This is a genomic window from Pseudomonas sp. m6p (assembly GCF_055760375.1).
This window is the reverse complement of record NZ_CM147084.1, coordinates 3,168,521-3,193,915: the sequence shown is the minus strand read 5'-3', so window position 1 is coordinate 3,193,915 and position 25,395 is coordinate 3,168,521. Positions and strand designations below refer to the sequence as shown.

General features: G+C 61.9%; 22 protein-coding genes. 7 read left to right on the top strand and 15 right to left on the bottom strand.

Annotated features, from left to right (window positions below):
- Positions 1–34 precede the first annotated feature (34 nt).
- The 7 genes from ACYZUM_RS14405 to ACYZUM_RS14375 form a co-directional block, all read right to left on the bottom strand.
- Complete coding sequence (locus ACYZUM_RS14405) at positions 35–1,318, bottom strand: NAD(P)/FAD-dependent oxidoreductase (protein ID WP_108183056.1); 1,284 nt, start codon at positions 1,316–1,318, stop codon at positions 35–37.
- A gap of 147 nt (positions 1,319–1,465) precedes the next feature.
- Positions 1,466–2,830 (bottom strand): glutamine synthetase family protein, encoded by a 1,365-nt coding sequence (locus ACYZUM_RS14400; protein WP_086792631.1) that lies wholly within the window; start codon positions 2,828–2,830, stop codon positions 1,466–1,468.
- Positions 2,831–3,378: 548 nt separating this feature from the next.
- The gene (gene chrA, locus ACYZUM_RS14395; RefSeq protein WP_473061344.1) at positions 3,379–4,722 is read right to left on the bottom strand and encodes a chromate efflux transporter; all 1,344 of its coding nucleotides are present in this window, start codon (positions 4,720–4,722) and stop codon (positions 3,379–3,381) included.
- A 65-nt stretch (positions 4,723–4,787) separates the two neighbouring features.
- On the bottom strand, positions 4,788–5,681 hold the full coding sequence (locus ACYZUM_RS14390) for a LysR family transcriptional regulator (protein ID WP_108183054.1): 894 nt from the start codon (positions 5,679–5,681) through the stop codon (positions 4,788–4,790).
- 246 nt (positions 5,682–5,927) lie between these two features.
- Entirely contained in the window at positions 5,928–6,827 is a 900-nt protein-coding gene (locus ACYZUM_RS14385) for a bestrophin family protein (RefSeq protein WP_108183053.1), read from the bottom strand.
- 35 nt (positions 6,828–6,862) lie between these two features.
- Positions 6,863–7,861 carry a GTP 3',8-cyclase MoaA gene (moaA, locus tag ACYZUM_RS14380; protein WP_108183052.1) on the bottom strand — a complete coding sequence of 333 codons (999 nt, stop codon included), beginning with the start codon at positions 7,859–7,861 and terminating at the stop codon, positions 6,863–6,865.
- 261 nt (positions 7,862–8,122) lie between these two features.
- The gene (locus ACYZUM_RS14375; RefSeq protein ID WP_108183051.1) at positions 8,123–8,974 is read right to left on the bottom strand and encodes a CAP domain-containing protein; all 852 of its coding nucleotides are present in this window, start codon (positions 8,972–8,974) and stop codon (positions 8,123–8,125) included.
- A 199-nt stretch (positions 8,975–9,173) separates the two neighbouring features.
- Between ACYZUM_RS14375 and ACYZUM_RS14370 the strand changes: the two genes are divergently transcribed.
- Positions 9,174–9,794 (top strand): cell wall hydrolase, encoded by a 621-nt coding sequence (locus tag ACYZUM_RS14370; protein ID WP_108183050.1) that lies wholly within the window; start codon positions 9,174–9,176, stop codon positions 9,792–9,794.
- Here ACYZUM_RS14370 and ACYZUM_RS14365 read toward each other — a convergent pair.
- On the bottom strand, positions 9,791–10,678 hold the full coding sequence (locus ACYZUM_RS14365) for a LysR family transcriptional regulator (RefSeq protein ID WP_108183049.1): 888 nt from the start codon (positions 10,676–10,678) through the stop codon (positions 9,791–9,793). The two genes, ACYZUM_RS14370 and ACYZUM_RS14365, sit on opposite strands and share 4 nt — an antisense overlap.
- Before the next feature lie 103 nt (positions 10,679–10,781).
- Between ACYZUM_RS14365 and ACYZUM_RS14360 the strand changes: the two genes are divergently transcribed.
- Positions 10,782–12,170, top strand: coding sequence for an MFS transporter (locus ACYZUM_RS14360; RefSeq protein ID WP_108183048.1), 1,389 nt, complete (start codon positions 10,782–10,784; stop codon positions 12,168–12,170).
- On the opposite strand, the gene ACYZUM_RS14355 is transcribed toward ACYZUM_RS14360, so the two are convergent.
- The gene (locus ACYZUM_RS14355; protein ID WP_108183047.1) at positions 12,118–12,831 is read right to left on the bottom strand and encodes a murein L,D-transpeptidase catalytic domain family protein; all 714 of its coding nucleotides are present in this window, start codon (positions 12,829–12,831) and stop codon (positions 12,118–12,120) included. The genes ACYZUM_RS14360 and ACYZUM_RS14355 overlap by 53 nt on opposite strands.
- A gap of 150 nt (positions 12,832–12,981) precedes the next feature.
- On the opposite strand from ACYZUM_RS14355, the gene ACYZUM_RS14350 reads away from it, so the two are divergent.
- From ACYZUM_RS14350 to ACYZUM_RS14340, 3 genes are all read left to right on the top strand, one after another.
- Positions 12,982–14,598: a L,D-transpeptidase family protein gene (locus ACYZUM_RS14350; protein WP_142579982.1), complete on the top strand. Its 1,617-nt coding sequence runs from the start codon at positions 12,982–12,984 to the stop codon at positions 14,596–14,598.
- 176 nt (positions 14,599–14,774) lie between these two features.
- On the top strand, positions 14,775–15,683 hold the full coding sequence (gene glsB, locus ACYZUM_RS14345; RefSeq protein WP_108183045.1) for a glutaminase B: 909 nt from the start codon (positions 14,775–14,777) through the stop codon (positions 15,681–15,683).
- Between the two features lie 200 nt (positions 15,684–15,883).
- Entirely contained in the window at positions 15,884–17,386 is a 1,503-nt protein-coding gene (locus ACYZUM_RS14340; protein ID WP_108183044.1) for an aldehyde dehydrogenase family protein, read from the top strand.
- A 155-nt stretch (positions 17,387–17,541) separates the two neighbouring features.
- Here ACYZUM_RS14340 and ACYZUM_RS14335 read toward each other — a convergent pair whose 3' ends face one another.
- From ACYZUM_RS14335 to cynS, 3 genes are all read right to left on the bottom strand, one after another.
- On the bottom strand, positions 17,542–18,201 hold the full coding sequence (locus tag ACYZUM_RS14335; RefSeq protein ID WP_108183043.1) for a carbonic anhydrase: 660 nt from the start codon (positions 18,199–18,201) through the stop codon (positions 17,542–17,544).
- A 12-nt stretch (positions 18,202–18,213) separates the two neighbouring features.
- Positions 18,214–18,450, bottom strand: a complete 237-nt coding sequence (locus tag ACYZUM_RS14330) for a DUF2790 domain-containing protein (RefSeq protein WP_047293546.1) — start codon at positions 18,448–18,450, stop codon at positions 18,214–18,216.
- Between the two features lie 82 nt (positions 18,451–18,532).
- Entirely contained in the window at positions 18,533–19,000 is a 468-nt protein-coding gene (gene cynS, locus ACYZUM_RS14325) for a cyanase (RefSeq protein WP_108183042.1), read from the bottom strand.
- Positions 19,001–19,120: 120 nt separating this feature from the next.
- Here cynS and cynR point away from each other — a divergent pair, with 120 nt between their 5' ends.
- Positions 19,121–20,005: a transcriptional regulator CynR gene (gene cynR, locus ACYZUM_RS14320; protein WP_108183041.1), complete on the top strand. Its 885-nt coding sequence runs from the start codon at positions 19,121–19,123 to the stop codon at positions 20,003–20,005.
- Between the two features lie 155 nt (positions 20,006–20,160).
- On the opposite strand, the gene ACYZUM_RS14315 is transcribed toward cynR, so the two are convergent.
- The 3 genes from ACYZUM_RS14315 to ACYZUM_RS14305 form a co-directional block, all read right to left on the bottom strand.
- Entirely contained in the window at positions 20,161–20,490 is a 330-nt protein-coding gene (locus ACYZUM_RS14315; RefSeq protein WP_047293552.1) for a hypothetical protein, read from the bottom strand.
- A 511-nt stretch (positions 20,491–21,001) separates the two neighbouring features.
- Complete coding sequence (locus ACYZUM_RS14310; protein WP_108183040.1) at positions 21,002–21,505, bottom strand: GNAT family N-acetyltransferase; 504 nt, start codon at positions 21,503–21,505, stop codon at positions 21,002–21,004.
- A 172-nt stretch (positions 21,506–21,677) separates the two neighbouring features.
- Positions 21,678–23,609, bottom strand: a complete 1,932-nt coding sequence (locus ACYZUM_RS14305) for a DNA topoisomerase III (RefSeq protein WP_108183039.1) — start codon at positions 23,607–23,609, stop codon at positions 21,678–21,680.
- Between the two features lie 279 nt (positions 23,610–23,888).
- Between ACYZUM_RS14305 and ACYZUM_RS14300 the strand changes: the two genes are divergently transcribed.
- Positions 23,889–25,295, top strand: a complete 1,407-nt coding sequence (locus ACYZUM_RS14300) for a serralysin family metalloprotease (protein WP_108183038.1) — start codon at positions 23,889–23,891, stop codon at positions 25,293–25,295.
- Positions 25,296–25,395 lie beyond the last annotated feature (100 nt).

The window sequence follows — 25,395 nt, the reverse complement described above, 5'->3', positions numbered from 1 at the left end:
CAGCCTTCGGCAGCTCCTACAGGGATCGGGGGTGTCAGCGAAGGCGTTCAAGCATCTGGTAATACCACATCCCCGCCGCCAGCAACGGATTGCCCAGCAAATCCCCCATCGGCACGCGAATGTGCTGGCACTGCGCAAACGTGTCGAACTGTTCCATCTGCCCGGTGATCGCGCGACTCATGATTTCGCCCATGATGTGTGTCGTCGCGATGCCGTGTCCCGAGTAGCCCTGGCAATACCAGACGTTGTCCGAGAGCTTGCCCAGTTGCGGGATGCGGTTGATCACGATGCCCATCGCGCAGCTCCACTGATAGTCGATCTGCACCCCTTTGAGCGCCGGGAAGGTCTGCTCGATGCACGGGCGCAGCTCGGCGGCGATGTCCCGTGAATCCTTGCCGCTGTAGTTCGCGCCGCCACCAAACAGCAGACGACCATCAGCCGTGAGGCGGTAGTAGTCGAGGACGAAACGGCAGTCGTACACCGCGAGGTCTTCGGGGTTGATCTGCCGCGCCAGATCACCCAGCGGCGCGGTAGTGACGATGCCGCCCATGGCCGGGAAAATCTTGCCCTTGAGCTGGCCCGGTTCGAGCTTGTGATAAACGTCGCCGGCGAGCATCACCTGATTGGCGTCGATCTGGCCGTGGGCGGTGCGTACGCCCGGGCTCTTGCCGTGAATGATCTCCAGCACTTCACTGTTTTCGAAGATCAAGGCGCCGAGACTTTCCGCCGCCCGCGCTTCGCCGATGCACAGGTTGAGTGGGTGCAGATGCATGTTGCGCGTGTTCTTGATCGCGCCGTGGTAGAGGTCGCTCTGCAGCAGGTCGCGCACCTGACTGCGGTCGAGCAGGCTGACTTCGTCACCGAGGCCACGACGCACGGCTTCCTCGTAATCATTGCGCAAACCGTCCATGTGGCTCGGCTTGTAAGCCGCGTGCAGATGACCGTGTTTGAGGTCGCACTGAATGCCGTACTTCTCGACCCGCTGCCGGATGATTTGATGCCCGCGCCAGCGCAGGTGCCAGATGAAATCGTCGACTTCATCACCGAGTTTCGGGCGCATCTGTTTGCGCATCGCGCCGTCGCCGGAGAGGCTGCCGGTGACTTGTCCGCCATTGCGTCCGGTGGCGCCCCAGCCGATCTTGTGGCTTTCGACGATGGCGACTTTCAGGCCTTTTTCGGCGAGTTCGACGGCGGTGGCGACGCCGGTGAAACCGCCGCCGATGATCACCACATCGACTTGATGTCGGCCTTGCAGGGTCGGGTAGTCGGTGTCCTGTTGAAGGGTGGCGGTGTAGTAGGAATTGCAGCGTTGGGTCATGTTGGTGTCCACACAAAAATCGGGAGTCAATTCGAGGACCCTGTGGGAGCTGGCTTGCCAGCGATAGCGGCGTATCAGTCACCAGAGATGCTGAAGGTGCCGGCCCCATCGCTGGCAAGCCAGCTCCCACAGGATTCAGGGTGTATGTCAGGCTTCGGTCAGGTACCAACGCCAGTCCTGCTCACCCACCTCGGCCATGAACTGCCGGTACTCGGCACGCTTCACCGCCAGGTACACGCCAAGAAATTCCTGGCCCAGGGCATCCCGCGCCCACGCAGAATTTTCCAGCGCCTGGAGCGACGTCAGCCAATCGGTCGGCAGCAATTCCTTGGCCTGCGCGTAGCCGTTGCCCTCGACCGGCGCACCCGGATCGAGGTTTTCACGAATCCCGCGATGGATCCCGGCAAGGATCGCTGCCGCCGCCAGATACGGGTTGGCATCGGCGCCGCAGATGCGATGTTCGATATGCCGGGTGTTGGCCGGGCCGCCCGGTACGCGCAGGCTGACAGTGCGGTTGTCGACGCCCCAGGTCGGCGCCAATGGCGCGTAGCTGTTGGCCTGGAACCGGCGGTAGGAGTTGGCGTTGGGGCAGAACAGCAGCAGCGTATCGAGCAGCGAGGCGAGCATGCCGCCAATCGCCGTGCGCAGCAGCGGGGTGCCGGCCGGATCCTCGGCGGCGAACAGGTTGCGTCCTTCGCCATCGGCGAGGCTGACGTGCATGTGCATGCCGGTGCCGGCCAGATCATCGAACGGCTTGGCCATGAACGTCGCCTGCATGCCGTGCTTGTGCGCCACCGCTTTGACCAAACGTTTGTAGCGCACCGCCTGATCCATCGCGACCAGTGCGTCGCCATGTTCGAGGGTGATTTCCACCTGGCCTGGCGCATATTCCGAGATCGCCGTGCGCGCCGGAATGCCGTGCAGTTTGCAGGCGCTGTAGAGGTCGGCGAGGAACGGTTCGATCTGCTCCAGTTCGCGCAAACCGTAGACCTGAGTGTGTCGCGGTCGGCCGCCATCGGCATCCAGCGCCGGTTGCGGACGGCCGTTGTGATCGCGTTTGGCGTCGAGCAGATAGAACTCCAGTTCGCACGCCATCACCGGGTGATAACCCTCGGCCTTGAGGCCGTCGATGACCTTGATCAGCAGATGACGCGGGTCGGCGATGCTCGCTGGCATTCCCTCGGTCGGGTGCATGCTGACCTGCACCGCCGCGGTGGGAATCTGTCGCCACGGCAGGCGCACCAGACTGCCTTCGAGCGGGTAGGCGCGGCAGTCGATGTCGCCGACGTCCCACACCAGCCCGGAGTTTTCCACGTCTTCGCCCTGCACGGTCAGGCCGAGGATGGTGCTGGGTAGCGGGCGACCGCTCTGGTACACGGCAAGCAGTTCTTCTCGGTGCAACAGCTTGCCGCGTGGCACGCCGTTGGCGTCGAGGATGAACAGCTCGATCATGTCGATATCGGGGTTTTGTTCGAGGAACAGGTGTGCGTCTTCGATGGCTGCGAATTTCATGGTCAATCACTCACGATGGCGCCGCGCAGGCGCGCAGAGTCGGGCCGGACACGACGCGGTAAACAGGCGTGGGTGTCCTGGCAGGGATATCAAAAAGAAAAAAGTATTTCGCTAATGCCCGGCAGTCGGAAGTGACACTGAACCTGTGGTGAGGGGATTTATCCCCGACGGCGCGCGTAGCGGGCCAAAAAGATAGGGACTGCTGCGCAGTCCATCGGGGATGAATCCCCTCACCACAATGGATCTTTTCTGACTGTCGGAATCAGCAGGCGATATCCGGCGGGCGTGCGGAGTGACGCAGCTTGGAACGGCGCAGGGCCATGGGGAGATTGACGATGCGATTCATGCGCGGCCCCTGTGACAGGGGGCGCACACAGCGGAGACGTTCAACCTTTCTGGTTGTTGTGGTGACGTACTCATAACGCGTGTTTCCGTTGGCGGAAAGCGTCGGTGGCGGGGCAGACCCGCCGACCGGTGTGCCCGGATAGTAAGGGGCAATCTGCGGGCCTGTAAACCGCTGATTGCGCCCCGGCACCGTTGGACGACGTTCAGCGCAGCAGGTGAAAGCCCAGCCCGGCAAGGGCGCAAACGATCAACACTTCGATCACCCCGCGTTTGAAAATGAACAGCGCCAACGCCGCCAGCAGCGCCAGCCCGATCGAAAACAGATCCGGATGCCCGGCGAAACCGCTCGGCCAGAACACGTGATAAGCGAAGAAACACGCCAGGTTGAGGATCACCCCGACCACCGCCGCGGTGATCGCGGTCAACGGTGCAGTGAACTTCAGTTCGTTGTGGGTCGACTCCACCAGCGGCCCGCCGGCGAGGATGAACAGAAACGAAGGCAGGAAGGTGAACCAGGTCACCAGCGTCGCCGCCAGTGCACCGGCGGCGAACGCATGTTCCGCGCCGAATGCCGGTTGCACGTAGCCGCCGATGAAACCGACAAGCGCCACCACCATGATCAGCGGGCCGGGTGTGGTTTCGCCGAGGGCGAGGCCGTCGATCATCTGCGTCGGCGTCAGCCAGCCGTAATGCCCGACCGCGCCTTGATACACATACGGCAACACCGCGTAAGCACCACCGAAGGTCAGCAGTGCGGCTTTGGTGAAGAACCAGCCCATTTGCGTGAAGGTGCCGTCCCAGCCGAACAGCGCGGTCAGCAGGCCCATCGGCAAACACCATAACGCCGCGCCGATCAACAGCAGGCGCCACAGCTTTGGCAGGCTGAAGCGCGCATGCTCAGGCGTTGGCGTGTCATCATCGATCAACGCCGGGCCGAAGGATTTGGCGCTGCTGCGCTGACCGCCGTTGTTGAAGCGCTGTGGCGCCAGTCGCCCGCCGAGATAACCGATCAGTGCCGCGCCGAGCACGATCAGTGGGAACGGCAGATTGAAGGCAAAAATCGCCACGAATGACGCCCCGGCGATCGCCCACAACCAACTGTTTTCCAGCGCCCGCGAGCCGATGCGGTGCGCCGCGTGCAAGACAATCGCGGTCACCGCCGGTTTGATCCCGTAGAAGATTCCGGCGACCACCGGCACGTCGCCGAAGGCGATGTACAGCCACGACAGCGCAATCAGGATGAACAGCGATGGCAGCACGAACAGTGCCCCGGCGATCACCCCGCCCCAGGTGCGATGCAACAGCCAGCCAATGTAGGTCGCCAGTTGCTGGGCCTCGGGGCCGGGCAGCAACATGCAGTAGTTGAGCGCATGCAGAAACCGTCGCTCGGAGATCCAGCGCCGGCGCTCGACCAGTTCCTGATGCATGATCGCGATCTGCCCGGCCGGGCCGCCGAAACCGATGCAGCCGAGCTTGAGCCAGAAGCGCCAGGCCTGGCGCAGCGTTACGGGAGCGGGTCTGGGCAAATCTTCGGATGAGGTGTTCAAACGCGGCGCCTGCGGTGGATGTTGTCGGAGCCGCTATCTAAGCAGTTTTTTGTTCAAGTGTGGTGTCAGGCTTGGCCGTTTCCAAACAACTTGCGCGCCTCGGCAAAGCACTTCTCTGCGATCGCCGAACGCGGTTCGGTCTTGCGCATCACCAGCCCCAGCGGTGCCAGCACACTGGCATCCGGCAATTGCATGAACGACAGATGTTCGATCGGCTCTTCCAGCCCGCTGTCCAGCGGCATGATCGAGCAACAGAAGCCCTGATGAATGGCCTGCAACAGCTGATAGGTCGAATCGCTTTCCAGGATCGGCTGCGGATTGAGGCCGCGACTGCGGAAACTCAGGTCGATGGATTTGCGGTAATGCATGCCGGTGGTGATCATCCCCAGCGGCAGTTCGGCGGCGTCTTCCCAGCTGATGTCCGAGCCTTCGAAATGGAAGTGACGGTTGTCGTAAAGCAGCCCGACGCGGGTTTCGCCAATCTCGAAAAAATCGAAATAGTTGTGGTTGACGTGGTCGAGGTAGCACACGCCCAGGTCCAGTTGATTGTTGCCAAGCTCGGCGATGATCTCGTCTGAACTCCCCGACGACAGACTGAATTTCAGCTCGGGATACGTGCCGGACAAGCTCTGGATGTAATTGATCGGGTTGAAGTTGCTCAACGGCACCAGGCCCAGGCGCAGGCTGCCGACCAGTTGCCCGCGGCACGCTGCGGCCTCGGCAAACAGGCCGTCATGCGCGGCCAGCAGCGTGCGGGCCCAGGCCAGCACTCGTTCGCCGGCCTCGGTAAACCCTTCAAAGCGCTGGCCGCGATTGACCAGCACCAGATCCAGCTCATCTTCCAGGTTGCGCAGACGCATCGACAGGGTCGGCTGGGTAATGTGGCAGCGGGCGGCGGCCTGGCCGAAGTGTCGGGTTTCGTCCAGCGCGATCAGGAACTTGAGTTGTTTGATGTCCACGAAAGCACCTGCTCGTTGAGAAATCGGATTGAGTATCGACACAGCGGCGCGCAGCGCACGAAAAACGCGAGGTGCGACGATCTCACCTGACGGTATGTGCGCTGGATCGGAAGAATTGAATAGCCTGTCGATCCGCTCTGGCGCCCATGGTTTCAAAGGCGTTGGCCGAGGTCAACGGCGCCGATAGAGCAGATCGATTATGGGGTGGGTCAGAGTGATCAGACCGTACTTGCGGGGGGAGCGAGATCAGCTCAGCACATAGTCCACCGGCAACAACATCGGTGGCAGGTCGGTCTCACCCAGTTCGCTGAGAATATCGCGCTCGATGGTGCGCACCAGCGAGTCGGTCGCCAGGTCGTTTTCGTCGCGACCGAACGGGTCTTCCAGCTCATCGGCAATCGCGTCCAGACCAAAAAATGTGTAGCTGACAATCGCGGTAAACAGCGGCGTCAGCCAGCCCAGCGGTTCGGCCATGGCGAACGGCAACAGGATGCAGAACAGATAGATGGTGCGGTGCAGCAGCAGGGTGTAGGGGAAGGGCAGCGGGGTGTTCTTGATCCGTTCGCACACCGCTTGCGCCTGGGTCAGGCTGGTCAGGTGATTGGCCAGCAGCATGTAGCGCCACTCGCTCAGTTCGCCGCTCTGGTGCAGGTCGGAGCACTGTTGGCCGACCTGCTGCAGAATGCGCCCGCTGTAATCCGGCACCTGTGCATCGTGCTGCGGGGTGATCCACGCACGGCTGGCCGCCGCTTCGCTTTCCCGGCGCAACCGCGCATTCAGCGAGTGGGCGAAACCGCAGAGGTTGAGCAGCAACGGTTTGCGCTGCGCCGATTCGCGGATGACCTGGGTTTCGCGGATCACCGAACGAATGTGCACCAGCACATCGCCCCAGGCCTTGCGCGCTTCATACCAGCGGTCGTAGCAGGCGTTGTTGCGAAAACTCATGAAAATCGACAGCGACAAGCCGAGCAAGGTGAACGGCGTGGCGTTGACCTTGGTGAAGTTGCTCGGGTGGAGCATTTCCATCAGGACGATGGCCGAGGCCAGAAGCGTGACCATCAACGTGCGCAGGGCGATGCGTTTGGCGATCGAACCTTTCAGCGTGAAGAGAATGGCGAACTGGTTGACCTTGGGTCTGACGATCATGCTGGGCGATCCCGGTTACGCAGGGTGAGGGCGGCTCAACCGCCGGTCATGTTCATGAAGCGCACGACTTGAACGTCGTCGTTCACTTCGAAATTGTGCCGGTACGGCTTGAGTTTCATCGCCTCGATAATGGCCTTCTCCAGCCGTTGCGGTTGCCCCGGATGAGCACGCAACACGGCTTTGAGGTCCACCGAATGCTCGTTACCCAGACACAGTAGCAAACGCCCTTCGACGGTCAGCCGTACCCGGTTGCAGGTGCCACAGAAATTGTGGCTGTGCGGCGAGATAAAGCCCAGGCGAATGTCCGGTGCTTCGGCCACGCGCCAGTAGCGCGACGGGCCTTGGGTCGACTCGGCGGAATCGATCAGGGTGTAGCGCTCAGCGATTTTCTCGCGCACCTGGGCGCTGGAGAAAAACGACTCGGCGCGGCTGTGTTCGCTGATGATCCCCAGCGGCATTTCCTCGATGAAGGAGACATCGAGCTGGCGGTCGATGGCGAAGCTCACCAGATCATTGATCTCCTGATCGTTGCGCCCCTGCATCACCACCACGTTGAGTTTGGTTCGGGTGAAACCGGCCTTGCGCGCCGCATCGATGCCCTTGATCACCTGCGCCAGATCACCGGTGCGGGTCATTTGCTTGAAGCGATCCGGGTCGAGGCTGTCGAGGCTGATGTTCAGACGGCTGACCCCGGCGTCGAACAGCGGCGCGGCGAGTTTGTCCAGTTGCGAGCCGTTGGTGGTCATGCACAGCTCACGCAGGCCGGGCAGGGCGGCGATCTGTTCGCACAGTTTGACGACGCCCGGACGGATCAGCGGCTCGCCACCCGTCAGGCGAATCTTGCGCGTGCCCAGCGCCACGAAGCGCTGCGCCAGTTGATAGATCTCCTCCAGCGTCAGCACTTGCTGGCGCGGCAGAAACTGCATGTCCTCGGCCATGCAATACACGCAGCGGAAGTCGCAGCGGTCGGTAACCGACATGCGCAGATAGTCGACACGGCGGTTGTAACCATCGATCAAGACACGCTCTGACATGACAGCCTTGCAGGAGTAGAGAAGCCGCATTCAGCGGAAGGAATGGAGTGCACGCAGGTTAGGGGCAACGTTGGCAAGCGTCCAATCACTATTAGTGAATGGCTGATTGATGCGCTCGATGATGAGTGGATTGTTCAGCGGGACGACGATCGGGTTTGAACGCCCACAGTGGGCGTGCTCGTGACGGCGTCCGTGCAGTCGCCACCGGTGTCAGAGCACACCCACTGTCAGCTGTGATCGCTGATGTTCCATCAATCAGGATTACGGCGCGCCAAACATCGCAGTCCAGTAAATGCCGGCGCTGCTTTTCGGGTCGGTCGCGTAGGCGGCGCCGAGCTCCTTGTATTGTGGGTTCATCAGGTTGGCGCAGTGGCCGGGGCTGGCGAGCCAGCCGTCGACGACTTTGCGCACGGTGTCTTGCCCGGCGGCGATGTTTTCGGCGACCTGCTGGCCACTGTAGCCGGCCAGTTCGGCGCGGTCGCCCGGGGTGCGGCCGTCACGGTCCTTGTGGTCGAAGTAATTGTTGTTGGCCATGTCGCGGCTGTGATCCTGGGCGATCGTGCCCAGGCTCGCATTCCAGGCCAATGGCGCAGCGGCGGAAAAGGCCAGGCCGCCGCATTGACGTGGCTGGGCGCGGGCGGCGTTGAGTTGTTCAAGCAACTTCTGGCCTTCACTCTGCGCATCCCCGAGTTTTGCCGACAGCAGTGGACGTGCCAGCACAATGCGCCAGTCGCGATCGGCGCGGCTCACGCCGACATCGACGAACTGCGGATCCAGCACCACCTGACAGAAGCTCTCCTCAATCGCCTTCATCGCCGACGCCGCATCGCGTGGGCCGTTGAGGGTGATCGCCTGCACATTGACCATCGGGTAACTGGCGCTGGCCATGGCCTGTTGCAGATCTACAGCGCCGGTGGCCGGCAGTCTCAGTCGTGGGTCGGCCGACAGCGGTGGCAGTTCATTGGACGCCTGGCTGCCGCAACGCTGCGGTTGGCTGCGGTAGGCATTGATCGACTCGATCAGTTGCGACTCGTCGGCAGCCATGGCCGAGGCGGCCACGGCCAGCCCAAAGGACAGCGCGGCAAAGCGCAAAACGGATGGCATGAAACGCATGGAAATCTCCTTGAGCGGAATGCGCTCATGATGCGCGAAAGGCCCCCGGTCCGTGCAATGTCTTTTTTCTTCATCGAGCCGGTTTTTCTGCGGAACGTTACGCCGGCCTTTGCCGTCTACACTCTCCGAAGGCCCCGGGAACCGGGCGTCTCCCCCACGAAACACCTTGCCCGGAACGGGCGCTGCCGGAATAACTGACATGGGATTGAAATGGTTGGCTGGCTGTTTCGCAGTAACCCTGATGGCTGGTGTGGTGATGGCCACCGATCAGGCCCCGATCAAGGCCAAGGCCGAAGAAAAAGCCCAGGTGCTGGAAGAGAAAGCCGCCGACAAAGTCAGCGCGGCGCCGGCACCCAAATCCGAAGCGATCACACCGACTGAAGTACAAGCCGTGGACCCCGCCGGCACCGCGCCGCTGGACGATCCGATCACCTGCCTGGCACGCAGTATCTACTGGGAAGCCAAGGGTCGTGACACTGCGGAAATGCAGGCCGTGGCCAACGTGGTGATGAACCGCCTCGGCCATGACGGCTTCCCCGACACCGTGTGTGCTGTGGTCAAACAAGGGTCGGAAACCAAGAGCTGCCAGTTTTCCTGGTGGTGCGATGGCAAGGCCGATCAGGTCAAGGAAGACGCCGAATACACCTTGGCCAAGGACATCGCCGGCAAGGCGCTCAACCGCCAGTTGCCGGATCGCACCCATGGCGCGTTGTACTTTCATGATCGCAACGTGCACCCGAGCTGGGCCAAGGAGTACAAAAAGACCGCCGCGGTCGGCAAATTCCTGTTCTATAAACCGGCCGGCGGCGATGCGCGTTAGACGCAGACTTCCCGTACGCAATTGCGCAACCAGCGGTGCGCCGGGTCGGCGTCCATGCGCGGGTGCCAGAGCATCGACACGCTGATCGGCGGCATCCTGAAAGGCAGGGCGAAGCTGTGCAGGCCCATGCGCAGCTTACTGGTGTGACGCTCTGGAACCGTGGCGATCAGGTCTGATTCGCGGACCAGCGTCAGCGCCGCCGAAAATCCGCCGAATGAAGTGACGATATCCCGCGTCAGATCCGCAGCCAGCAACGCTTCGTCCACCGGGCCGCTGCTGCGCCCGCGACGTGAGATGAGAATGTGCTGGCCGCCGGCGAAGCGTTTGCTGCTGATCTTGCCCGCACTCAACGGATGGCCCTCACGGACTACACCAATCCAGTGATCCTGAAACAGGATACGGCTGTGCAACGTCGGGTCGGTGCTGTCATCGACCACACCGGTCTCCAGATCCACCCGGCCTTCGCGTAGAAGGGTGCTGTCCTTGTCGGCCTTCTGCACAAAGCGCAGGCGCACGCCGGGTGCTTCTTCGGCGATGCGCGCGAGCAGGGCGGCGGCGAAGGTTTCAACAAAACCGTCGGTGTTGCGCAGGGTGAAGGTGCGCTGCAGCTGGCCGGGGTCGAGAATCTCGGCGGGGCGCAAAGCGGCCTCTGCTTCCTGCACCAGCGTGCTGACTCGCTCACGCAACTCCAGCGCACGCGGGGTCGGCACCAGACCTCGGCCGGCGCGCACCAGCAACGGATCGCCGGTGGTCTCGCGCAGTCGGGCCAGCGCACGGCTCATGGCCGAGGGGCTCAGCTGCAGAATTTGCGCGGCGCGGGCGACGCTGCCTTCGCGCAGCAGTACGTCAAGGGTGATCAACAGGTTAAGGTCCGGTGCGCTCATGACATGGCGTTCCATGCAGGTATCAAGTGCAAAGCATGCGTCTTGCGCCTTGCCTTGTCGAGACTCAGGCTATGCCGTCTGACCTTTGCACCAGGAGCGCCCGATGCCCGGATCCCCCTTGCCACCTCAAGCCCGCTGGGCGCTGACCAGCCTGGCGCTGTCGATGTTGATGCCGTCACTGGACACCAGCATCGCCAACGCCGGATTACCCACCCTGGCCGCAGCGTTCGATGCGACGTTTCAACAGGTGCAATGGATCGTGCTGGCGTATCTGCTGGCGGTCACCACGTTGATTGTTAGCGTCGGGCGTCTGGGCGATGTGTTCGGGCGGCGGCGATTGCTGCTGATCGGCATTGGCATTTTTACCAGTGGGTCGTTGTGTTGCGCACTGGCTCCGGGGTTGGGCTGGTTGATCGGCGCCCGGGCCGTGCAGGGCCTTGGCGCGGCAATCATGTTCGCCTTGACCGTGGCGCTGGTGGCGGATGCGGTGCCCAAAGCGCGGGCGGGCAGTGCGATGGGCCTGCTCGCGACGATGTCGGCCACCGGCACCAGCCTCGGGCCGTCACTGGGTGGTCTGTTGATCGCGCATGTCGGTTGGCCGTCGATCTTTGTCCTCAACGTGCCCTTGGGCTTGCTCAATGCGTGGCTGGTTTATCGCTTTCTGCCGGCCGATCGCCCGGCCAAATCGGCAGTCGCGTTTGATTACCTCGGCACCGTGGTGCTGGTATTGACGCTGGCCGCCTACGCGCTGGCGATGACGCTCGACGGCCATACATTGATGTTGCTGCTGGTCAGCCTGTGCGGAGCAGGGGTGTTTGTTGCGGTCGAGATGAAAGCCAAGGCGCCACTGATTCGTTTGTCATTGTTCGCCGATGCGCGTCTGAGCAGCAGCCTTGCGCTGACATTGCTGGTGACGACGGTGATGATGACCACGCTGGTGGTCGGGCCGTTTTACCTGAGCCGAGGCCTGGGACTGGGCAGCACCGTGGTCGGCCTGGCGTTGTCAGTCGGGCCGCTGCTGGCCGCGTGCGGCGGGGTGCCGGCCGGGCGTCTGGTGGATCGCTTCGGTGCGCGGCGTGTGGTGCCGGGGGCGTTGCTCGGGATGGTCGGGGGTTGCAGCTTGTTGGCGTTGTTGCCGATGCGTCTCGGCCTGCCGGGGTATCTGTTGCCGATGGCGGTGATTGCCAGCAGTTACGCATTGTTTCAGGCGGCGAACAATACCGGGTTGATGGCGACGGTCAGTCAGGATCAGCGCGGCGTAGTGTCGGCTCTGCTCGGGCTGTCGCGCAATCTCGGACTGATCACCGGCGCGGCGGTCATGGGCGCGGTGTTTGCCTTCGCTACTGGCAACCCGACGCAAGCCCCGGCCGACGTCATCGGCAGCGGCTTACACAGTACGTTCGGGGTTGCGGCGGTGTTGATGGTCATGGCCCTGATCGTCAGCTGGCGTGGGTACTCAAGATACTCGCCACCTGTTGTGGCTGGCAGTTGAGGTACGGCGAGGACTTCAGCCAGCGCTGATCCGGGTACCAGGAAAACATGAACTGGCCGTCCTTGAGTTTGTCGATCACCTGCCTTGCCACTTGCGGACGCACCGCCGGGCAACCCTGGCTGCGTCCGATTCGGCCTTGACGCTTGCTCCACAGCGGATTCACGTAGTCGGCGGCGTGGATCACGATGGCGCGGTCGCGGGCCAGATCATTGAAGCCCGGCTCCAGACCGTCCATGCGCAGCGAATAACCATGGGTTCCCTCGTAACTTTCCTGGGTGCGGAACAGCCCGAGGCTGGACTGGTAACTGCCTTCGCGATTGGAGAACTGAGTGGCGAAGTTTTCCCCGGAATTCGAACCATGGGCGACCAGGTCGCGCAGCACCAGTTTCTGTCTGCTCAGGTCGAAGATCCACAGCCGGCGCGCGGTGGAGGGTTGCGAGTAATCGATGATCGCCAGATGGCGTGAGGGGCGCGCGCCGTTGTTGACCGCGCATTGCATGGCGTTCAAGGCGCCTTTGAGCGCTTGGGGATTGAGTTCCGGCGCGGCGTGCGCGAGGCTGGTGAAGAGAACCGGCGATGGCTTGCCGGCGGCGAAAGCTGGGCTGCTCACGGCGACGAGGGTCGCGCTGGTCAGCAGAAGTCGGCGCAAAAACGTCAACATTTATACAGTGTCCTCACTGGCTACTTATTTGGCACTTTGGCTCCTGACTCCCAGTCATACCCGACAGACCCCTGTTTCGAGCCTGACTGTTCAGCGCACCTGATGTAAGGTTGACCGTCAATGAGACGGCCACGGATTGGAGTAAAGCAGTTGTTCAAAAAGTACGCATGCTACTTGAGCATTTGTTTGCTCGCTGCGCCGTTTGTCGCTTGTGCCGATGAACCCTTGCCGCCGTTGCAGACCCTGCCGACGCCGCCGGCGCAAATGCCGGTCGAACCACAAAGTCCGCTGCAAGCGGTGCTGATCGGTTTGCCTCAGGCATGCCCGGCGATTGCCGCACAGCTGAGTGGTCCGGCGCTGGCGCAACTGCAAGCGTTCTACCAGCAGCAGGACTGGCTGCCGGTGTGGGCCAGCGAGTCCGGGCGTTTGCCGGTCTTGCGTGCGCAGTTGCAGTTGTTGGCCGACGATGGCCTCAATCCCAAGCGCTATCCGGTGGCCGTCAATCCACCGCAGGACGGCGAGTTGTGTGCCGATATCGACATCAGCCGCTTTTATCTGCAAGCGCTGCAAGACCTGCATTTCGGGCGTCTGTTGCAGTCGCATTTCGAGCCGCTGTGGCATGCCGATGACACCCCGCGTGATCGTCAGGCTGAATTGCTGTTGATCGCCGTCCCCGGCCTGCACGACATCAAAGCCGCGTTCGATCTGGCGCGTCCGCGTCTGGCGCAGTACCAAAGCCTGCGTCATCTCTACGCCAGCCAACGGCTGCAGGCCTTGCCGCACTGGCAGTCGGTGGGCAACGGCCCGCTGCTGCGCCCGGCGATGGAGGACAAGCGCGTGCCGGAACTGGCCCAGCGCCTGTTCAACGAAGGCTATCTGACTCACGTCACCGGCACGCCCGGCAATGCCTATGAAGGCGTGCTGGTGGAAGCGGTGAAGAGCTTTCAGGCCAACCATTCGCTGCAGGCCGACGGGGTGGTCGGGCCGGGAACGATTGCCGAACTGAACATCAGTCCGCTGACGCGCCGCGAGCAGTTGCGAGTCAACCTCGAACGCTTCCGCTGGCTGGCCCAAGACATGGAGCCCAATGGCTTGCTCGTTAACGTCGCCGCCGCCGAACTGACCCTGTATCAGGGCGGTGTGCCGGTCTGGCAGACCCGTACCCAGGTCGGTCGCGCCGAACGGCAGACCCCGCTGCTCAAATCCCGGGTCACGCGCCTGACCCTGAACCCGACCTGGACCGTGCCGCCGACCATCTGGAAAGAAGACAAACTGCCGGCGATCCGCAAGGATCAGACCTTCCTCAGCCGGCAGAACCTGCAAGTCCTAGACGCCCATGGCCAGCCGTTGGCCGCAGCGGATATCGACTGGGACAACCCCGGCAACATCATGCTGCGCCAGGAGGCCGGGCCGCGTAATCCGCTGGGGCAACTGGTGATCCGCTTCCCCAACCCGTTCGCGGTGTACCTGCACGATACGCCGAGCAAGGCCCTGTTCGACAAAGGCCCGCGCGCCTTCAGCTCGGGCTGTGTGCGGGTCGAGCACCCGATGCAACTGCGTGACCTGCTGTTGACCCCGGCGGAACGTACGCGTACCGACACGTTGCTCGCCACCGGCAGCACCCACGAATTCCGCCTGTCGGCCCCGGTGCCGATCCTGATGACCTACTGGACGGCGCAGGTCGGCAAGGATGGGCAAGTGCGTTATGCGCCGGATATCTACAGCCGCGACAGTGCGCTGCTCGCCGGCCTCGACGGCGCACACTGACCGATCTCCGTAGGAGCTGCCGCAGGCTGCGATCTTTTGATCTTGATTTTGAAAGGCAAGGTCAAAAGATCGCAGCCTTCGGCAGCTCCTACAGGGTTTGTGTGATTCCGCAAGCTTGCGCAGCGTCTAGCCCCAGTGTCCCCGCAATCCCATGGGGCGAGACTTCGGAACCCGGCATGCAAGCGCTGTTGAACGAGATTCTTGACGCTGTCCGGCCCCTGATCGGGCAGGGCAAAGTGGCTGACTACATTCCCGCCCTCGGCATTGTGCCGGCCAATCAACTGGGCATCGCCGTGTACGGCAACGACGGCGAAATGTATTGCGCCGGCGATGCCGAGACGCCGTTCTCGGTGCAGAGTATTTCCAAGGTGTTCAGCCTGGTGCAGGCCATCGAGCATTCCGGCGAGGCGATTTGGGAGCGTCTGGGACACGAGCCGTCCGGCCAGCCGTTCAACTCGCTGGTGCAGCTGGAGTTCGAGCGCGGGCGTCCGCGCAATCCGTTCATCAACGCCGGGGCGCTGGTGATCTGCGACATCAACCAGTCGCGATTCGCCGCGCCGGCCCTGTCGATGCGTGACTTCGTGCGGCGCCTGTCGGGCAATCCACAGGTGATCGTCGACGGCAAGGTCGCCGAATCCGAATACCAGCACCGCGCCCGCAACGCGGCCATGGCGTACCTGATGCAATCGTTCGGCAACTTCCACAACGACGTCGAAGCGGTATTGCGCAGCTACTTCAGCCACTGCGCGTTGCGCATGAACTGTATCGACCTGGCGCGGGCGTTCTGCTTCCTCGCCAACGACGGGTTCTGCAAACACAGCGGCGAACAGATCCTCACCCGTCGCCAGACTCAGCAGGTCAACTCGATCATGGCCACCAGCGGTTTGTACGACGAGGCCGGCAATTTCGCCTATCGCGTCGGCCTGCCGGGCAAGAGCGGGGTCGGCGGCGGGATTGTCGCGGTGGTGCCGGGGCAATTCAGCGTGTGCGTATGGTCGCCGGAACTCAATGCTGCTGGCAACTCGCTGGCGGGGATGGCAGCGCTGGAGATGCTCAGCTCGCGGATTGGCTGGTCAGTCTTCTGACCCGATCTTTCAAACACTGCAAAACCCTGTGGGAGCTGGCTTGCCAGCGATAGCGGTGGTTCAGCAACATCGATGCCGGGCTTGCCGGCCTCATCGCTGGCAAGCCAGCTCCCACAGGTTTGATGCTGTTTGTAGAAGGTGTATTACAGCGCAGAATCCGCTACATTTTCCGGCCGCCCCTCATATGGTGAATCCGCTTCATGTCTCTTGCGCTCGAACGTCTAGTCGCCGGTACGCCGATCCCTTTCGCTGGTAACCGCGTGACCGTGGTCAGCCCCGAACTGGCGGCGCGGTTTCAGCCCGGTGACCACCTTTTGGTCGAGCAGGTGAGTGGCGAGCTGTTGCTGATTGCGGTGGTCGATCAACAGGCCGCTGCGGTGGCCATCGAACGCGCTGAAGCGGCTTTCACTGCCTTGTCGGCGGTGACCGACCAAGCCATCAGTCGTTTCTTCGATCTGTTCGCCCAACGTCTGGAAACCCCGGAATGCTGGAGCCTGATCGAAGCGGCGAACCTGGCCGACATCGAACGCGCCAAGGCCCGTGGTCGCTCCACCACCCGGCTGCTCGCCGACGAGCGCATGCGCCGTGACATGATCGCCGGTCTGCGCGCCTGGCGTGATGCGCCGGCCACGCGCGGCAAGGTCATCAGCAGCGTCGAACACGACGGCTGGAAAGTCGAACAAGTGGTGTCGCCGCTGGGCATTGTGGCGTTCGTGTTTGAAGGGCGGCCGAACGTGTTCGCCGATGCCGCCGGCGTACTGCGCACTGGCAACACCGCGGTGCTGCGCATCGGCAGCGACGCGTTGGGCACCGCGCAAGCGATCGTCACTCACGCGCTGAACCCGGCGCTGGCCGATGCCGGTCTGCCGGCGGGGGCGGTGTCGCTGGTGGAGAGCGTCAATCACGCCGCCGGTTGGGCGATGTTCGCCGACCGGCGTCTGTCGCTGGCGGTGGCCCGGGGTTCGGGGCGTGCGGTCAGCCAGTTGGGCAGCATCGCCCAGCAAGCGGGCACGGCGGTCAGCCTGCATGGCACTGGCGGCGCATGGCTGATTGCCGATCGTGATGCCGATGCCACACGCTTCGCCGCCGTGGTGCGCAACTCGCTGGATCGCAAGGTCTGCAACACGCTGAACGTTTGCCTGATTCAACGCGACCGTGTCGCCGAACTGCTGCCGTTGTTCCTCGATGCGCTCAAACAAGCGGGAACAGCACGCGGGCAGGGCTGCAAACTGCACATCGTCGCCGGCAGTGAAAGCTACCTGCCGGCCGAGTGGCAGAACACAACGGTCGAGGTCTATCGCGCCGAGGGTTATCAGACCGAGGCCTTGGCCGAAGCGCTGGCGGAGTCCGATTTGGGTCGCGAGTGGGAATGGGAAGAAACCCCGGAAGTCAGTCTGATGATCGTCGATGATCTGGATCAGGCGATCGCGCTGTTCAACCGCTACAGCCCGCAGTTCACGGTGTCGCTGATCAGCGAGGATGCGGCGGCCCAGGAACGTTTCTACAACGCGGTGAACGCGCCGTTTGTGGGCAACGGGATTACCCGTTGGGTCGATGGGCAGTACGCGTTGAACAAACCGGAGCTGGGGCTTTCGAACTGGGAGAGCGGGCGCCTGTTTGCGCGCAGTGCGATTCTTTCGGGGGATGGGGTGTTTACGGTTCGTAGTCGCATGACGCAGGTTGATCTCAGCGTAAAACGCTGAAAACGCCTTATCCCGATTGATGCACACCGGCCCTGTGGTGAGGGGATTTATCCCCGATGGGGCGCGAAGCGGCCCCAAGAGATCGGGCCTGCTGCGCAGTCCATCGGGGATAAATCCCCTCGCCACAAGTTCCTCTTCACCTCAGCGGATTTGTATCAGGCGGCTGCGCTGGCGTTTGCCTGAATGGCACACGTCGCCGGTTGCTCAGCCAGCGGCACAAACGTACGGCGATCCGCCGCCAGCGCGTCGATTGACCCGGTCTCGATGTCATAGACCAAGCCATGCAGGTTCAGCAGGCCTTTCTCCTGGGCCAGGCGCACGCTCGGGTGGGTCTGAATGTTCGCCAGTTGCGCGATCACATTTTCCCGCACCATCGCACTCAATTTCGCCGCGTCATTGGCATGCGGTCGTGCCTCGTTCACCACTTTCGCCGACTCGGCATGTTGCAGCCAGCCGCTGACGGCGGGCAGGTGATCCATACATTTGCATTGGGCAATCGCGGTCATCGCGCCGCAATCGGAGTGGCCGCAGATCACGATGTCAGTCACCCCAAGCACCGCCACCGCATATTCCACCGTCGCCGACACCCCGCCCGGATGCGGGCTGTAGGACGGCACGATATTGCCTGCGTTACGGATCACGAACAGCTCGCCGGGTTCTTGCTGGGTCAGCAGTTCCGGCACCACGCGGCTGTCGGAACAGGTGATGAACAAGGTCCCGGGTTGTTGAGTGGTCGCCAAGTGTTTGAACAGTTCGGTGCGTTGCGGAAACGCCTCGTTCTGGAACTTCAGGAAGCCTTCGATCAGGTTTTTCATGGTGTTGTCCTCTCAGTTCGAACAGCCGGTGCCGAATTCGCTGTATTGAAGAATGTGTTTTGCGCCGTGGCTGTCGAGGTAGGTCATCTCGACCGGTACAACGCCGCAGACGTCGGCGACCGGGGTGATGCTCACGACTTCAGCAATATCCAGCGCCATGCCGTAGCGGTAGGCAATGGCCTCTTCATCAGCCTGGGCCTGGGCGGCGAGGCCGGCGAGCAGGGCCAGGGTCAACAGAATTTTGTGCATGGGGCAGCCTCCAGGCAGATGGGGTGACGACTTGGCAATTGAGATTTGGATGGGCCCGCACCTCAGGTGCGGGCCGGGTGGATCAGAACGGACGCAGCGGCAGGAACTTGCCGTCGAGGGTGACCACGGCGCGGGAGCCGCCTTCCGGGTCTTCGACTTTCTTGATGTCGAGCTTGAAGTTGATGGCGCTGATGATGCCGTCGCCGAACTGCTCGTGGACCAGGGCTTTGAGGGTGGTGCCGTAGATCTGGATCATCTCGTGGAAGCGGTAGATGGTCGGGTCGGTCGGCACGCCGCTGAGGCTGCCACGCAACGGGATGATCTGCAGGGCGGCAACGGCGTCGGCGTCCAGTTCAAGCTTGGCGCCGACCACTCGCGCGGCGTCTTGCGGCAAAGGGTGCTGGCCGAGCAGGGCCGCAGTGACGTAGGCCAGGCTCAGGCCGGTGTCGTCAGCCAGATCCTGCCACGACAGATTTTTGCGGGCCTTGATGTCGAGAATGCGGGTGGTCAGGGCCAGGCTGGCATCGTTGTAAGCGTGGGACTGTTGCATGGTGTCGCTCCTTTCAAGGTTGGCTTGCTGTGTGGGAGCCATCTTCTGCCGGTTGATCCATAGCGTCCAAGACCGATATACAATGCTTTGCATAAGTCCTGCCTATAGATGGTGAGCCCGATGCTGTTGCGACATTTGCGTTATCTGCTGGCCGTGGCCGACCACGGCGGATTCACCCGGGCGGCGGAGGCGTTGCACGTGTCGCAGCCGACCCTGTCGCAACAGATCCGCCAACTTGAGGAAACTCTGGGGGTGGCCCTGTTCGATCGCACTTCGCGCACGGTCAAGGCCACCGATGCCGGCGAGGCTTACATCGAATGCGCGCGGCGGGTGCTGGTGGAGCTGGAGGCGGGCAAGCGGGCGTTGCATGACGTGAAGGATCTGTCCCGTGGCAACCTGCGCCTGGCCATGACCCCGACCTTCATGGCGTATCTGGTCGGGCCGTTGGTGCGTGATTTCGCGGCGCGCTACCCGGGTATCCACCTGCAGATTTTCGAGCTGTCGATGGACGATATCGAAGCGGGACTGGCGGACGATTCGCTGGACATCGCGATTGCCTTTACCCCGGTGCGCCACCCCGATCTCGAGTGCATTCCGGCGTTTACCGAAACCCTGGGAGTCATGGTCGGGCGTGAACATCCGCTGTACGACAGCAGCGGGATACTGACGTCGAGTGACCTTGCACAGCTGGATTTCGCCTTGCTGGCACCGGACTTCATTACCCGGTTATCAATCGATGAATATTTTCGTCAGTTGGGGATCACGCCGCAGGTGCGGATCGAGGTGAACTCGGTGAGCACGTTGCTGGAGGTGGTGCGACATGCGCCGATGGCGACGATGTTGCCCGAGGCGATTGCTACCGAGGATCGGGCGTTGCGCAGGCTGCCAATCGAGAACGAAGCGCCGCAGCGTGGGGCGGCGTTGTTGCGCCGGCGCAATAATTATCACAGCGCGGCAGCGCTGGCGTTCATGAACCTGGTACTGGAACTCAATATCCCCCTGTAGGAGCTGCCGAAGGCTGCGATCTTTTGATCTTGATCTTAAAAAACAAGATCAAAAGATCGCAGCCTTCGGCAGCTCCTACAGGGCAGTTTCAGGGAGCAATAAAAAGGGCCTGCTTCTTTTGGAAGCAGGCCCTTTTTATTTATTGAAGTTATAACTCAGCAAAACCGGTCAATCACCCGAACTTCATTCTTGTTCTGCATCGAATCCCACGCCTGTTTCAGCGTCTGCAGCACATTGCCGATGAAGTCTTTATCGGCCGCAGCTTTCTTGCCGACATAACCATGGCCACGGCGGTACATCTTCAGGCGGGCCAGCAGGTTCTGGTTGTTGCGGTCGAATTCTTCTTCACCAGCGTGGGGCGACAGGCAGTCGATATGCACCTGACCCGACTTGCTGATCCAGAGAATGTGGCTGTCGTGGCTGTCTTTTTGCGCCGCGAACATACGAGCCAGTTCTTCGATAGTAGGTTGATTGTTCAGATTCATGATGTTTGCCCCTTGACCAGTCTGGTGATCTTTCAAAGTTGATTCGCTAATACAGGTAGCCCATCGGTTAGTTGATCCCTGGCACCGAAACCAGGACGTCAGCGGTCGCCCGTGAGAAGTACGGGGTCATGCGTCTGTTGCATGTAGTCGTGTTGAATAACTGCTACGCAATAGCGTCACAACGAGGAGAAGCAGCGAAAACCGGGAGGCTCCTTGACGACGTTTTCAGGGTCGACCACAAGCGTCTTGAGAATTTTCGCCAGCGCTTCTCGTCCTTGTACTGGACGTTCAGGCCAGGTCAGCTTCTTCAATCTGCCTTGTGGGCAGCGTGTATCCGGAAAAAACAACTCGGCGGTCAGACGAGTTTGCTCAAGCGTGTTACCGATGTTCCCGATCGGGGAACGTCTTCATCATGCAAAAGCAAAACGACGCCGTCAACGGTTTTGTAGTGATTATTTTTGATCACTACATATTGTCGGACAAAGCTGTTTTGGAATGAGAAAAGTTCCGTTCAGGCAACGGACGCGGGGCTGTGAAAGACATAGAAGGTACAGGGATAACCGTCGACCGAACGCTGCTGGCGGACGAACTCACCACCGCTCAATTTGGGGATCAACCTGGCCCAGAAGTGCCGTGCAGGCAGGTTGGCGTCGATATGGAAAATCTGCCACTGACCGGGCAAACGGCTCAAGAGGGCAGAGACGACAAACTGCGCGACGCCTCGGCCACGGAAGCGTCGAGTGAGGAAGAGGTAGCTGATGTTGTATTCGGCGCCGTCGATGTGGGTGTCGTTATCCACGGTCACGAAGCCGGCCAGTTCACCGCCGACGCGGATCAGGAACGGTTGGGTAGCGGGATTGCGCCAATAGTCGTCTTTCTGCTGAATACTGAAGAAGCCATGTCCGCCGAGTTTCAGTGGTAGCCATTGGCTGAAGTCGTACATGTAGAACTGCATGAGGTTTTCGATGGTTTGCAGTTCGTCGCGGTGGGCGGGGTGCAGTTCGATGGTGGGCATGTTCAATAAACTCCAAAAGGGAGACTTAAGAACCCTGTGGCGAGGGAGCTTGCTCCCGCTGGGGCGCGAAGCGGCCCTAAAACCTGCAATCGCGATGTTTCAGATAGACCATAGTTGCAGGATTGCGACTGCTGCGCAGCCGAGCGGGAGCAAGCTCCCTCGCCACAAAAGCCTATTTTGTTTTGCGTTGTGTGGTGCCAGAAGTTTTACTGCGCGTCGATTTACGCTTTTTCTTCCACGGCGCGGCAGCCTTGCCGGCCGGTGGCGGGCCGCTGATGGTCAGGCTCAGCGCAGAACAGCGGGTGACCTGCTTGCTCATCCACGCCGCCTGTTTGGTGACGAACTCTTCCAGACTCATCTCGCCGCTCTGCACCATGTCCAGCGCCTGTTCCCAGATGGCGGTGGTGCCGGGATCGGCAATCGCCCGGGGCACGGCGTCGATAAGGCTGAAGGCCGCCGGGGTCGCGGCCAGCGCCTTGCCGTTCTTCACCAGATAACCTCGATCCAGCAGACCCTGAATGATCGAAGCGCGGGTCGCTTCGGTACCGATGCCGGTGGTGTCCTTGAGTTTCTGTTTGAGCAGCGGATCTTCCACCAGTCTGGCGACGTTCTTCATCGCCTTGATCAGATCGCCCTCGGTGTAGGGCTTGGGCGGCTGGGTCCACAGATCCTTGAGGTTCACGCCGGCCACGGCGCAATCGATACCCTGGCTTAGCGCCGGAAGCGTTTGCGGCGCTGGCGCTTCACGGCCCTTGGCCGGGGCGAGGGCTTCAGGCAGGGCACGTTTCCAGCCCGGTTCGATGATCTGCTTGCCGACCGCGCGCAATGCTTCACTGGCGCAATCGAAATCGGCCTGAGTGCGATCGTATTCATGGTTGGGCAGGAATTGCGCCAGATAACGCGCGCGAATCAGGGTATAGACCGCCCGGTGTTTGCCGCTCAGGCGTTCGAGATTTTTCGCCGCAGCCGTGGGGATGATGCCGTGGTGGGCGCTGACCTTGGCGTCGTTCCACGCTCGGGAGCGGCGCTGCGGGTCGAGGTGACCGTTCAGCGCGTCAAGGCTCGGGTCGGCCTGACGCAGTGCCGCAAGTATCCCCGGTGCTTCGCTGTGCTGGCTCAGCGGCAGAAAGCCGCAATCGCTGCGCGGGTAGGTGATGACCTTGTAGGTTTCGTAGAGGGCCTGGGCGATGTCGAGGGTTTCCTGGGCGCCGAGACCGAGTTTCTTCGAGCAGACTTCCTGCAGGGTGCCCAGATCGAAGGGCAGCGGTGCCACTTCACGCATGCGTTCGGTGCGCAGCTTCATCACCCGCGCAGTGGCGGCATTGCTGATTGCCGCCGCCGCTTGTTGCGCCAGTGCCTGATTCAGACAGCGATCCTGATCGTCGCAAACGTCGCTGGGCGCACGCCATTGCGCAGTGAACCGCGTGCCGTCGTGCAGCAGTTGCACATCGATCGCCCAATACGGCACCGGGACGAAATCGGCGATGCTGCGGTCGCGATCCACCACCAGCCGCAGTGTCGGCGTCTGCACCCGGCCGACGGGCAGCACGCCCTGATAGCCGGACTGCCGGCCCAATAAGGTGAACAGGCGGCTCATGTTCATGCCGATCAGCCAGTCCGCCCGCGAGCGCCCCAGCGCCGAGTGATACAGGCTGAAGGTTTCCGCTCCCGGCTTCAGCGCGGCCAGGGCCTTGCGAATCGACGCTTCATCCAGCGCCGACAGCCACAAGCGCCGGATCGGCCCGCGATAGCGGCAGTGCTCGACCAGTTCCCGGGCAATCATCTCGCCCTCACGGTCGGCGTCGGTGGCGATGATCAGTTCGCTGGCCTCGCTGAGCAGGCGCTTGACCGCCTTGTACTGGCTGGCAGTGCGCGGCTTGACGGTCATTTTCCACTTGTCCGGGATGATCGGCAGATCCGCCAGTACCCAGCGTTTGTAGCGCGCGTCGTAGGCATCCGGCGGTGCGGTTTCCAGCAAATGGCCGATGCACCAGGTCACTGTGACGTCCGTTCCCAGCCAGCAGCCGTCGCCCCGACGCCTGGCGCCGAGCACGGCCGCAATGTCTTTGGCCTGGGAAGGTTTTTCACAGAGGTACAGCCGCATAACCACCGTCGTCGATCAGTTCACTGGAGGTGCACAGGATGGCCGCAGTTGGCGTCGGGGGCAACTTTTATCTGTATGGATATACAGATCAAAACGTTGCCGGGAATGACCGGTATTACCGGGACGTCGCGCACCACTATCGAGAAATCGAATGGTGCCGCGCTTGCCGGGCATGTCAGGTTCGTCGGGCCTTCAAGAAACGCGAGAGACCGGACGATCCCGCCAGATGATCGCCAACGTCCGAACGCACTGACTACTCTGAAACAAGGAAGTCCCACCATGGCTCAAGCCAAAGCGAAAACCAGCAGCGCCTATGACGAAGTGAACGCCTTCAGCCACCTGTACGACCGTGGCGTCGACCTGGTGAACGGCAAACCGTCGTTCACTGCCGACCAGGCGGCCGACGAAATCCTGCGCAAAAACCTGTCGTGGCACGACAAGAACGGCGACGGCAAAATCTCCCTGACCTACACCTTCCTGACCGAGAAACCGGCGAACTACAACCCCAACCTCGGCAATTTCAGCCAGTTCAGCGCTCAACAAAAGGCTCAGGCCGTGCTGTCGATGCAATCCTGGGCCGACGTGGCCAAGGTGACCTTCACCGAGGGTAAAGGCGGCGACGGCCACATGACCTTCGGCAACTACGACGTCAGCACTGGCGGCGCGGCGTTTGCTTACCTGCCGAGCGGTGGCAGCTACGATGGCCAGTCGTGGTACCTGATCAACAACCAGTATCAGGTCAACAAGACCCCGGACACCAACAACTACGGGCGTCAGACCCTGACCCACGAAATCGGCCATACCCTCGGCCTGTCGCACCCGGGCGCCTATAACGCCGGCAACGGAAACCCGACCTACAACGACGCCAAATACGCCGAAGACACCCGTGGCTACAGCCTGATGAGCTACTGGAGCGAAGCCAACACCGACCAGAACTTCAGCAAGGACGGCAGCGGCGCCTACGCTTCGGCACCGCTGCTGGACGATATCGTCGCCGTGCAAAAACTCTACGGCGCCAACTATGAGACTCGCGCCGATAACACCACCTACGGTTTCGGCTCCAATACCGGGCGCGATTACTACAGCGCCACCTCGGCGTCGTCGAAGCTGGTGTTCTCGGTGTGGGACGGTGGCGGCGATGACACGCTGAACTTCTCCGGCTTCACCCAGAACCAGAAAATCAATCTCAAAGAAGGCTCGTTCTCCGATGTCGGCGGGCTGGTCGGTAACGTGTCGATCGCCTATGGCGTGACCGTGGAAAACGCCGTTGGCGGTTCCGGCAATGACCTGCTGATCGGTAACTCGGCCGTCAACCATCTGTTCGGCGGAGCCGGCAACGACATCCTTTACGGCGGTGGCGGCGCGGATGTGCTGTGGGGCGGCGAGGGTGCGGACACCTTCGTGTTCGGTGCGGCCAGTGACTCGACCAACAACCAGCCGGACTGGATCATGGATTTCAAAAGCGGCGTGGACAAGATCGACCTCTCGGGCATCGCCGGTTTCGCCACGGGCGCGGCCACGCTGAACTTCGTCAGCGGTTTCACCGGCCATGCGGGCGATGCAATCCTGACTTATTACGCACAGAGTGGTCAGACCGGGCTGCTGATCGATCTGACGGGGCAGGGTGAGGTGGACTTTGCCGTCGGTGTGGTGGGGCAGGCGCTGGCGACTGATATCGTGGTTTGAGCTGATCCTGACTGACACCGATTCAGGGCAACTATCGTCCTGTGGCAAGGGAGCTTGTCGAATCGTCGCACCGTCCCGCTCGGCGGCGAAGCCGTCGCAA